8 protein-coding genes are annotated in these 11577 nt (G+C 41.1%); all 8 read left to right on the top strand.

Annotated elements, in window-relative coordinates; translation table 11 throughout:
- The first annotated feature begins 32 nt into the window (after positions 1 to 32).
- Positions 33 to 1349 carry a DivIVA domain-containing protein gene (locus tag ABVC65_RS03860; protein WP_004115636.1) on the top strand — a complete coding sequence of 439 codons (1317 nt, stop codon included), beginning with the start codon at positions 33 to 35 and terminating at the stop codon, positions 1347 to 1349.
- 48 nt (positions 1350 to 1397) lie between these two features.
- Positions 1398 to 1892 (top strand): signal peptidase II, encoded by a 495-nt coding sequence (locus ABVC65_RS03865; protein ID WP_016808726.1) that lies wholly within the window; start codon positions 1398 to 1400, stop codon positions 1890 to 1892.
- On the top strand, positions 1885 to 2817 hold the full coding sequence (locus tag ABVC65_RS03870) for an RluA family pseudouridine synthase (protein ID WP_353582642.1): 933 nt from the start codon (positions 1885 to 1887) through the stop codon (positions 2815 to 2817). Before ABVC65_RS03865 ends, ABVC65_RS03870 begins: the two co-directional genes overlap by 8 nt.
- 52 nt (positions 2818 to 2869) lie before the next feature.
- Complete coding sequence (dnaE, locus tag ABVC65_RS03875) at positions 2870 to 6421, top strand: DNA polymerase III subunit alpha (RefSeq protein ID WP_004137938.1); 3552 nt, start codon at positions 2870 to 2872, stop codon at positions 6419 to 6421.
- A 61-nt stretch (positions 6422 to 6482) separates the two neighbouring features.
- Entirely contained in the window at positions 6483 to 7178 is a 696-nt protein-coding gene (locus ABVC65_RS03880) for a hypothetical protein (RefSeq protein ID WP_019261428.1), read from the top strand.
- A 153-nt stretch (positions 7179 to 7331) separates the two neighbouring features.
- A complete protein-coding gene (gene glnA / locus ABVC65_RS03885) occupies positions 7332 to 8669 on the top strand; it encodes a type I glutamate--ammonia ligase (protein ID WP_004112411.1) in 1338 nt (445 codons plus the stop codon).
- Positions 8670 to 9068: 399 nt separating this feature from the next.
- Positions 9069 to 10025, top strand: coding sequence for a nucleoside hydrolase (locus ABVC65_RS03890; protein ID WP_004112414.1), 957 nt, complete (start codon positions 9069 to 9071; stop codon positions 10023 to 10025).
- A gap of 110 nt (positions 10026 to 10135) precedes the next feature.
- Complete coding sequence (locus tag ABVC65_RS03895; RefSeq protein ID WP_019261427.1) at positions 10136 to 11539, top strand: MFS transporter; 1404 nt, start codon at positions 10136 to 10138, stop codon at positions 11537 to 11539.
- Positions 11540 to 11577 lie beyond the last annotated feature (38 nt).

Below are 11577 nucleotides of genomic sequence, written 5' to 3' on the forward strand. Positions count from 1 at the left end.
GCTGCGCGCCCAAAAGTGAGGTGTAATGCATTATGGCTCTGTTAACGCCTAAAGACATTCGCGAGCATACCTTCCAAATCGTTCGATTCAAGGGAGGCTATGATGTTGACGAAGTTGATGACTTTTTGGATCAGGTTACAGAAACAATAGAAGCGCTTGGTCAGCAGGCAGTGCAGGGGCTTGGAGCTTCCACGCAGTCTCTTGGCGCCGATGTTGCTAGCTTGAACAATAAGATTTCTGATTTGACAAAACAAGTTGAATCTTTAACAAAAGAAAATAATGATTTACGTGAAGCATCCAGCAGCGCGAACAAGAATGACAATGATCTTGCAGCAAAGCTTAAGGAAGCTGAAGAAAATAATCGTGCATTGAGCGAGCAGAATCAGCAGCTCAAAGAGCAGCTGGATGGTTTAGGTGCTCAGGTAGATCAGCTCACAGCACAGGCTGCAAATGCTGATAATGCTAAGGCAGACGCTGATAAGAAAGTCCATGAAGAGCTTGAAAACGTTACTCGCGAACGCGATGACTTTAGAGCAAGTAGCGAGAATTTGGGTCGCGAATTGGAAGAAGTCCGTCAACAACTTGTTGTAACACAGCAGGAAAATGCAAAGGTTCAGGATTTGGCTCGTCAGCTTGAAGAATCTCATAAGCGTGAAGAGCAGCTTCGTGAGCAGGTTGCTAAGATGGAGCCAAGCACGGAAACAGGTAGCTTGCAAAAGATTGCAGGTGCTGGTGCAGAAGTGGGCGGTTCTGAGCCAGAACGCGCTACAGCAATGTTGACTCTTGCAATGCAATTGCACGATCAGTATGTAGATAAGGGTAAGGCTAAGGCAAATCAGATAGTCGAAGAAAGCCAAGCTCGATATAACGAGATCGTTACTAAGGCAGACGATTATTCTAATCGTACTCGTAGCGAAGCTGATGAATACAATAAGCAGACTCGCGGGGATGCGGATGATTACTCTGTTCGTACTCGTAGCGACGCAGACGCTTATGCAGCTCGCGCTCACAACGAGGCAGATGCTTATTCTGGTAAGGTTCGTCAGGCTGCTGATGATTATTCTAAGCAAACTCACGATCAGGCTGATCAATATGAGTCTGAAGTTCAGCATAGAGCAGCGGATTATGATTCCACTACTCGTACTGCTGCAGATGCTTACGCTCGCCAGGTGCGTGAGAATCTTGAAAAGCAGACTAAGGTTATTGAAGGAAACATTCAAAGCCTCAAGCAGTTTGAAACTGAGTATCGTACTCGCTTGACTGACTTCCTTGGTCAGCTTGTTGCTCAGGTTTCCGATGAGAACACTTACAGTTCTATGGAAAATCAGGATCAACAGGATCAAAAGTAGTTATACTAAATCCAGTTAGATTGGAAAAATACATTGACGCATTGTGATATGCGTGTAGAACGGCTGCGTAATCGCGCAGCCGTTTTTGCACTGATTGCTTTTATTGGCGTGGTTTTAGACCGAGTAACAAAAGTTTGGGCTTTAGCAGCGCTTAGTGGTGGAAAAAACATTGAGATTCTTCCACACTTGCTCTCTTTTACTCTTGTTAGGAATCCTGGAGCATCTTTTGGCTTAGGCTCTTCTTTTACTTGGGTTATTAGCGTGTTAGCTTGCGCTGCTTGCGGTGCTATGACTGCTGTTATTAAGCACACAAAATCCTTATATTGGACTATTGCGCTTGCTTTAGCTTTTGCTGGAGCTTTTGGAAATCTTATTGATAGAGCGCAATATGCTCAGGGCTTTTTGAACGGAAAAGTCGTAGATTTTATAAACTACGGATGGTCCGTTGGAAATGTTGCAGATATTGAGCTTATGTTTGCAGGAATCGCAGTTATATGCCTTATTTTGATTGGGATTCCTCTTATAGAGCGCGCTGATGAGTGACATTCGTTTTACAGTTACTAGTCAATTTGCTGGATGCAGGTTCGACGTATGCTTGTCGAACCTTATGGGAGTATCGCGTGCAAACGCAATATCGCTAATCGATAGTGGCAAAGCAAAAATCTTAGATAAAAAATCACAAAAATCCTCAACTTTGCAAGATGGAGATGTGATTGTTATAAATCAAGAGGAAGTTGAGAATCAAAAAGAAAAGTCAACTAGCAAATCCACTATATGCGATATTCCAATAGTTTATAACGATGAAGATATTGTTGTAGTAGATAAGCCTGTTGGAGTCGCAGCGCATTCAGCAAAAGGCTGGGATGGCCCAACAGTGCCAGAATGTCTAGAGGCAAGCGGTGTTGAAATAAAAACAACCGTGTGCGATGAATCACGAAAAGGAATCGTAAGCCGATTAGACGTTGGAACAAGCGGATTAATGCTGGTTTGCAAAACAGATTTTGCGTATGAAGAAATGAAAAAACAGTTCGCAAATCATAGTGTGAAGAAAATATATCACGCTTTAGTCCAAGGAAATCTTAAACAAAATAAAGCTACAATTGATGCACCAATTGGGCGAGCAAAAGTTTCAGATTTTCGTTTTACAATAACTAAATCAGGTAAGCCTGCAATTACGCATTGGGATGTTATAGAGCGTTTTAAGGGAGCGACTTTAGTGAAAGTCAATCTGGAAACTGGCAGAACACACCAAATTCGTGTGCATTTTTCGTCAATAGGACATCCGGTAGTGGGCGATCCTATGTATGGCGCAAATCCTCAATTAAGTGAAAAATTAGGGCTTTCTAGACAGTGGCTTCATGCAATGAGTCTAAAATTTAAACATCCTCGAACGGGAGAACTTATTAAAGTTGAATCGAAGTATCCGTTAGATTTGCAACACGCTTTACACGCCATACAAGAATTGTAAAAGTAGAGTTATTTAGTAAAACAGGTCATATTGCATCTATAGAATAGCCACTATGGCTAGGTTGGAAACAAACTTCGTACACTTACATAATCACACGCATTATTCGCTCTTGGATGGTGCTTCGAAGATACCAGACCTAGTTGCACGTGCAAAAGAATTAGGTATGCCAGCTGTGGCTATTACAGACCACGGAAATATGCATGGTGCATACGAAATGTGGAGTACTGCTGTAAAAGCTGGAATTAAGCCGATTATTGGAATCGAAGCTTATGTGACCCCTGAAACAGCCAGACAAGACAAGAGCAGAGTGCATTGGGGAACTGAAGCGCAAAGAAGCGACGATGTTTCTGGCGGCGGTTTGATTACGCACATGACAATGTGGGCTGAAAATGATGAAGGCTTAACAAATCTACTCAAAGCGTCTTCTATAGCCAATTTGGAAGGTCGCGTAATGCGATACCCTCGAATGGATAAAGATGTGTTATCAAGGTATTCTAAAGGGGTTATAGCGTCTTCTGGATGCCCATCTGGAATTATTCAAACGCGTCTTCGTTTAGGTCAATTTGATGAGGCTTTACGCGCTGCAGGCGAGTTTCAGGATATTTTTGGGCGCGATAATTTCTTCATAGAATTAATGAATCATGGGCTTTCTATCGAAACGCGCGTTACTAAAGATTTGCTTGAGATTGCTAAGCGTCTTAATGCGCCTCTTCTTGCTACAAACGATTTGCATTACGTGCACGAAGAAGATCGTGAAGCGCAAGATGCAATGCTATGCATTAATTCAGGATCGCGTTTGGATGATCCAGACCGTTTTAAGTTTGATGGCTCTGGATACTATTTAAAATCTGCCGAGCAGATGCGTGAATTGTTTAAAGAGTTTCCAGAGGCTTGTGACAATACGCTAGAAATTGCCCGTCGTTGTAACGTTATGTTCGACGATGGTGAAGATGGCGCTTTTATGCCGCAATTTGATTGCCCTGAAGGTTGGGATGAGACTTCGCTATTCCTTAAAAAAGTTGAAGAAGGATTAGAGCGTAGATATAACAACAATGTTCCTATGGAAGTCTTAAAACAAGCAGACTACGAGTGTGGTGTTATATGTCAAATGCAGTTCTGCGGATACTTCCTAGTTGTTGCAGACTACATAAATTGGGCAAAAGCACATGGTGTTATGGTTGGTCCTGGACGTGGTTCTGCAGCAGGCGCAATGGTTGCGTATGCTATGGGAATTACTGAGCTTGACCCAATGAAGCACGGTCTAATTTTTGAACGATTCCTAAACCCAGAGCGAGTATCTTTACCAGATATTGATGTTGACTTTGACCCAGATGGTAGAGCCAAAGTTTTGGAATACGTCGGTGAAAAATACGGTAGAGATAAAGTAGCTCAATGCGTGATTTATGGAACGATTAAAACAAAGCAAGCATTGAAGGATTCAGCTCGAATAATGGGCTACGAGTTTTCCGTTGGAGAAAAAATTACAAAAATCTTGCCTCCTCCAAAAAACGGAAAAGATATGAGTTTCCACGATATTTTTGATGAGAAATCAAAGAGATACGCGGAGGCGCGCGAGTTTCGCGAAATGTATGACACTGATCCAGATACGAAGCGAATTACCGAAGAGGCAAAAGGTATTGAAGGTTTGATTCGCCAAACTGGTGTTCACGCTTGCGCAACAATCATGGGCTCGGAGCCGATTACTGATACTTCGCCTCTTTTGGAGCGTACTGATGGAACAATAACAACAACGTTCGAGTATCATACTTGCGAAACGTTGGGCTTAGTGAAAATGGACTTTTTGGGTCTTTCCAACTTAACAGTTATTAGGGATACGCTTAAAAATGTTGAGCATAATGGTAAAGAGCCTATTGATTACACTAAAATTCCGCTTGACGATAAGGAAACATATCAGCTTCTTGCTAGGGGAGACACTTTAGGAGTTTTCCAGCTTGATTCCGACGGTATGCGTGCCCTTCTGCGCACACTTAAGCCAGATAACTTTAACGATATTTCGGCTTTGATTGCACTTTATAGACCAGGCCCTATGGATATGGATTCTCACACTAATTACGCCAAGCGTAAGAATGGTTTGCAAGAGATAACGCCTATCCATCCTGAAGTTGCTGAGCCGCTAAAAGATGTTCTTGGCGAAACATATGGTTTGATTGTTTACCAGGAGCAGGTGCAGTCAGCTGCGCGTATTTTAGCTGGGTATAGCCTTGGTAAAGCAGATGTTTTGCGTCGAGCAATGGGTAAAAAGAAGCCAGAAGTGTTGGCTAAAGAAAAAATCCCGTTCTTTAAAGGTATGAAAGAACATGGTTATTCAGAAGAAGCTGCCCAAGCTGTTTGGGATGTTCTGGTTCCTTTCTCTGGTTACGCGTTTAACAAAGCTCATTCAGCCGCATACGGTTTGATTTCATATTGGACTGCGTATTTGAAAACGCATTATCCTGTGGAGTTTATGGCTGCATTATTGCAGAACGAGCGCACGAATAAGGATAAGACAGCGCTTTACTTGGGTGAAGCACGACGTATGGGTATTCGTGTTTTGCAACCAGATATTAACGAGTCTGTTCTTGAATATTCTGCAGTTGGAGATGTAGTTCGTTTTGGACTCGGAGCTGTTAGGAATGTTGGTGATAAAGCCGTTAACGATATTATTAGCGAAAGGGAAAGCGAGCGCGGAAAGTTTATTGATTTTAAGGATTTTGTAAACCGTGTATCTTTTGCCGCTTTGAATCGTAGACTTGTTGAATCTCTTATTAAATCTGGTGCTTTCGATTCAATTAATCCTTGTAGAAGAGCTATTTTTGAAATTTGTGAACCACTAATTGACTCTGTTATTTCTATTAAGCGCAGACAGGCGGGCGGTCAGTTTGATCTTTTTGCTGATCTTGATGATTCCGATAGTGATCTTGGAGATGCTCAAATCAACATTCCAGATGTTGAAGAATGGGATAAAAAAACGAAGCTAAACTTTGAGCGAGAAATGCTTGGGCTTTACGTTTCGGATCATCCTTTGAGTGGTCTTTCTGCTGTGTTGGCTGGTCTTAGGGAAATGTCGATTGCTCAGCTTTTAAATCGCGCTAAAACTATGGGCGAAAATCAGCAGGTAACTCTTGCAGGCCTTGTGACTAGCGTAGATAGACGAGTATCTAAAAAAGGTAATGCTTGGGCGATTGTAACTATTGAAGACATGGAAAGTTCAATACAATGCATGTTCTTTGGTAAGGTCTATGAGTCATCTGCTGCAGAACTTGCGATTGATCAAGTTGTGAGAATTAGGGGACAGGTAGAGGTTCGAGACGAAACAGTATCTTTAAGAGCAACTGAGTTTGAAGTTCCAAGCTTAGAGGCGGAAGATGCTCAGCCTGTTACAATTGTTCTTCCTTTGCAAGCATTAGAAAAGTCACGTATAAAAGAGCTTGAAAATATTGTTACAAGACATCCTGGTTGTTGTGAAATGAATCTTGCTTTGATTGATTCTAGAGGATGTGCAAAAGTATTATCCTTTGGAGATAGATTTAGAGTTAAGCGAGATACGTCACTTTTTGCAGAGATCAAAATATTGTTTGGTCCTAATTGTTTGCCAAGCGCGTAGATTATGCTTAAAGTATTTTTAAGTGGCGTTAACTAGCTGTTTAATAAGTTAGGGGTACAAAATGTGTGCAGATCATGAAGGTTTGAGTGAAGATAGTAGCGACAAAAACTTTGCGAATAATGGGAAAAATTCCAATAATTCTTCTAATTCCAAAGAGTCGAAAGAAGTTCGCACATCTTTTACTGATAAAGAGCTTGAAGATGCGTTACTTGGATTTGAAAAAGAATTTAGCGAAGAGCAAAAACATGATTCTGTCGATGATGTTGTAAACAAGATTGAACAAGCAAACTTTGAAGAAGATTTGGAAGGTTTGCTGGGCAAAAAAGCCAAGTGTGCTCTGTTTCTAACTGTTATGGAACCAGGGGAGCTTCTTGCTGCTTTTTGTAAAATGGCTGGTATTAGAGCTAAATGTTTTAGTGATGAAAACGGTGGAGTCGCCGTTTTATGCGATTTAGACGAGGATAATCCAGAAAAATCTGTTAAACGATTCACAGAGTATTTTCGCGGCATTCCAGCGATTTTAATGGTGAATCGAGCTAATAAAATTGATGCAAAAGTCTACGAATATAAAAAAGAAGTACAGGATGCTATTCCTCCAATGGTTCTTACCATGTCTGCTAGATGTGTGGAAGATCTTATGATTTGTTATGCGACAGTTGAAGATCTTAAAGAGTCTGGGATTGAGGTTACTTATACGGATGATTTAAGTGATGAGCAAGCTAAAGAGATTTTTTATAAATATGGCAAAAAAATGTGAGCCTAATCTTGCAAATACGCTAAATTAAAAGTAAGTAAATTCATTGCTATATTTCTAAATAAAAACTAAATATAAGAGATAATATAGTCATTGCGTTTTGTTCTAAAAACATGTTGAAAAATATAAGACTTGAATACTGATTGGACTGTAGATATGGATAGACAACAAGAGTTCGCTTTGCGTACGGTTGAAGAGCGTGATGTCCGTTTTATTAGACTATGGTTCACGGATGTACTTGGAACTCTTAAATCGGTTGCTATTGCTCCAGCAGAGCTTGAAGCTGCGTTTGAAGAGGGTATTGGCTTTGACGGGTCTGCGATTGAAGGCATGACTCGCGTTTTAGAAGACGACATGATTGTTAAGCCAGATCCTTCGACTTTCCAACTTTTGCCATGGCATGGCGGCCCAGAGGGTACGGCACGCATGTTTTGCGACGTTCTAACGCCAGACGGGGAGCCGTCTCTTGGAGACCCTCGTCATGTTCTTAAAACTGCGCTCGCAAAAGCTAAAGAAAAAGGCTTTACTTTTTACGTTCATCCAGAAATTGAGTTTTACTTATTTGAAACGCAAGACGATTGGTCTAAAGCACCTGTTCCTATTGATGAAGGTGGGTATTTTGACCACGTTCCAAGAAGTTCGGCAATGGACTTTCGTCGTAGTGCTGTGAGCATGCTTGAACAGATGGGTATTTCTGTTGAGTATTCTCACCACGAAGGCGGCCCTGGTCAAAACGAGATTGACTTAAGATATGCAGACGCTCTTACTACTGCAGATAACATTATGACTTTCCGCACTGTTGTTAAGGAGATTTCTCTTGAGCGTGGAATGTATGCGAGCTTTATGCCTAAGCCTTTAACGGATCAGCCTGGTTCTGGTATGCACACGCATTTAAGCTTGTTTGAAGGAGATTCCAACGCTTTCTACGAGGCTGGGCAAGAGTTTAATATGTCGCTTATTGCGCGCCAATTTGCGGCTGGTATTTTGCATCATGCTGCGGAAATTTGCGCTGTTACCGATCAGTATGTGAACTCTTATAAGCGTTTGTGGGGTGGAGCTGAGGCTCCTAGCTATGTTTGCTGGGGTCATAGCAACCGTTCTGCGCTTTTGCGTGTGCCTCAATATAAGCCAGGCAAAGGTAATTCTTGCCGTATGGAGTTTCGCGCGCTCGACCCTGTGGCGAATCCGTATCTTGCATACTCTGTTTTGTTGGCTGCTGGCTTAGATGGTATTGAAAAGCAGATGATTTTATGTGAGCCTACGAGCGACGACGTTTGGGAGCTTACGGATGCTGAGCGTCAGGCTATGGGCATTCAGCCACTTCCTGAGTCTTTGGATGAGGCTTTGAAGATTATGGAGAAGTCTGATTTTGTGGCTAGCGTACTTGGTGAGCATGCTTTTGAGTATTTCTTGCGTAATAAGCATCAGGAATGGGAAGAGTATCGTCGTCAGGTCACTCCTTTTGAATTGCAGAAGTATTTGCCTAGACTTTAGTTTTCTTTTGCATTGCTTTCGCGCGTGTCAAATCTAAATTTTTGAATATTTTTGAATATTTTTCAAATGTTATTATTTGTGATTGTTGACACGCGTTTTAATTTTTTGTATTCATATGTTTAGTTTGTGGCTGAGCTCACAGCTATAATCTAAACATATGTTTATATATATTAACGTTTGTTGAAAATTATAACATTTTATAACAAAATTCGTGAATATTAACAATTAAAGCAACATTATGCCTTCTTGCTTCTATTTAAATATGCCATTGCTTTTCGAGATTATAATAATAAAATTTTTAAATTGGTGATACTTAAATATCAAGTTAGATATTCAATTACACCCATGATTTACAACGACTGTAAGCCATGCCTAAATATAAGAAGGAAGGTAACTCAAGTGAAGAAGCTAATTCTTGATCTTGATACTGGTGTTGACGATACTCTCGCTATATCTTATGCTCTTGGAAGCCCTGAAATGGAGCTTATTGGCATAACTGGCACATACGGTAATGTTTTAATGGAGCAAGGTGTTCGTAACGCGCTTGCAATCACAGATTTACTTGGGCATCCAGAAGTAAAAGTTTATAAAGGTCTTTCACACGCAAGCACAAAAGATTCGTTTGAAGTGCTTCCAATATCTGCTTTTATTCATGGTGACAATGGAATTGGCGATGTTGAAATTCCAGATTCTCCTCGCAAAGCAGAAGATGAATCCGCTGTTGATTTCATTATTGATTCCGTAAAGAAATATGGCAAGGACTTAGTGTATGTTCCAACCGGTCCAATGACCAATATTGCTGCTGCATTGAAGAAAGCTCCAGAAATCAAAGACGAAATCGGAAAGATTGTTTTGATGGGTGGAGCACTCACCATTCATGGAAACGTAAACGCTTGGACTGAGGCGAATATTTCCCAAGATCCAGATGCTGCAGATATTTTATTCCGTTCTGGTGCTCCAGTGACAATGATTGGTTTGGATGTTACCTTACAGACTTTGCTTACTTACAAGGAAACAAAGCAATGGCGTGATCTTAACACCAAGGCTGGCAAGTTCCTTGCAGACATGACTGATTTTTACATCAAAGCTTATGAAACAACTGCTCCGCACCTTGGTGGATGTGGTTTGCATGATCCTTTGGCTGTTGCTGTTGCAGTTGATCCAACGCTTGTTACAACGCTTCCAATTAACATGCAGGTTGATGTGGAAGGTCCAACTCGCGGTCGTACTATAGGTGATGTTACGCGCTTGAATGACCCTGTTAAGACAATGCAAGTTGCTGTTGGCGTAGACGTTCCACGATTCTTGAACGAGTTTATGACGCGTATTTCTGGCTTGGCAAAAATCGCTGGCTGAGATCATGTTGTTTGCGTTGTGCAACATTTTGCGACCTTCTACGCTTCTTGTTGCACAACATGCTTTATGCGTAAATGTAAAAATTAAAAATATTTATTGATCGGATTATTATGACTGAAATTGCAAAATCTACTGCGGTAGATCCATACGAGGATCCAAAAACCCGCGACAAAGTGGCGATTTACTCGCTGATTTTGTTGCTTATAACCTTTATTCTTGGAACATTATGTTTGCAGGGATTTAATCTTGTATTCGACCAGATTGGCAAGGCTGTTGGTGCCCCTGATCAAGCTTCGCTTATTACAAGCTTGCCAATTATTGTTCTAGGTATCGTGTGCTTTATATACGGTTCTCTAGGTGACTTTGTTTCTCTTCGCAGACTTATAACAATCGGTCTTGTAACACTGTTTGTTGGTTCCTTGTTTGGTTTTATTGCAAACTTCTTCTTTACTCCAAATTTGTGGACTGTTATTATTGCTCGCATTATGCAAACTGCTGGTGAACAGGTAGCAGGTTCTTCCTTCCTTGTTATTGCAACTAAGTATTTGCGCAATGATTTGAAAGTTATTTTCTTTGGACTCTTTACTGCCGCATATCAGCTTTCTGCTTCTATCGGCGTATTTGCTGCTGGTCTTTTAAGCTCTATCGCTTGGCAATATTTGTTCCTTATTCCTGCAGTAACCATTCTATTCCTGCCAGTACTCGTTAAATGCTTACCGACTAAGAATGGTATTGGTGGAAAGATTGATAAACTCGGCTTTACCATATTCGGTATTGCTGTGACATTGTTGACTTTGTTCTTCTCTTACAAAGTTTGGGGATTGTTACTTGGATCCATCGTGCTGTTTGTTGTGTTCGCTGGATACATTATGAAGGCAAAGAACCCGTTTGTGACTCCTGCATTCTTTAAGAATAAGCGTTGGCTTTCGGGCATTGTTTTGATATTCATCTTCTACTTTACTAACTATTGCATGCCTCCAATTTACAATGTAATTGGCGGTGCTTTATACAAGATGGATACTTCTCAGGTTTCTTCTTACCTTGTATGGGCATTCGTCGTAGCAGCAGTGTTTGGCACTTGCTCTGGAACAATCATCGGTTTCATTGGACGTAAAGCTGGTATTATTACAGCTGCTGTTCTTATGATTCTTGGATGGGTTGGTGCTGCTGTATTCATCAATTCTGGGTTCCTTACATTAACACTGTGCGCATGCGTTTACTACGCTGGGTGCGGACTTATGTATTCACCAATCGTTTCTACTGTTCTTAGCGCATTGCCTGTTGAAGAGTCTGGTCGTGGCTGCGGCATGAACGATTTGGTTATGAACGTTACAGCTTCTATTGGTATTTCTATTTTCAGCGGATTCTTTGCTGGAAATCTGTTCAAAGGATTCTCCTTTGCGAATATTCAAGGATTAGCTGCAGGATACTCAAACTTGCTTATGATGGGCGCTATTGTAGCCTTCATAGGTTTGGTGGTTTACATAGTTCGTAGCGTTATGGTTAAAGAGTAATTAATCTTTACCCAATATATTAGTGGTCACTATCTTGC

It is taken from the genome of Gardnerella vaginalis, assembly GCF_040427915.1.
Taxonomy (GTDB): Bacteria; Actinomycetota; Actinomycetes; order Actinomycetales; family Bifidobacteriaceae; genus Bifidobacterium; species Bifidobacterium vaginale_C.

Bases quoted from the DNA above. Each gene is read 5' to 3' on its own strand.
- ABVC65_RS03895 (WP_019261427.1), top strand. From the start codon at position 10,136: ATGACTGAAATTGCAAAATCTACTGCGGTAGATCCATACGAGGATCCA.
- glnA (WP_004112411.1), top strand. From the start codon at position 7,332: ATGGATAGACAACAAGAGTTCGCTTTGCGTACGGTTGAAGAGCGTGAT.
- ABVC65_RS03880 (WP_019261428.1), top strand. From the start codon at position 6,483: ATGTGTGCAGATCATGAAGGTTTGAGTGAAGATAGTAGCGACAAAAAC.
- dnaE (WP_004137938.1), top strand. From the start codon at position 2,870: ATGGCTAGGTTGGAAACAAACTTCGTACACTTACATAATCACACGCAT.
- ABVC65_RS03860 (WP_004115636.1), top strand. From the start codon at position 33: ATGGCTCTGTTAACGCCTAAAGACATTCGCGAGCATACCTTCCAAATC.
- ABVC65_RS03865 (WP_016808726.1), top strand. From the start codon at position 1,398: ATGCGTGTAGAACGGCTGCGTAATCGCGCAGCCGTTTTTGCACTGATT.
- ABVC65_RS03870 (WP_353582642.1), top strand. From the start codon at position 1,885: ATGAGTGACATTCGTTTTACAGTTACTAGTCAATTTGCTGGATGCAGG.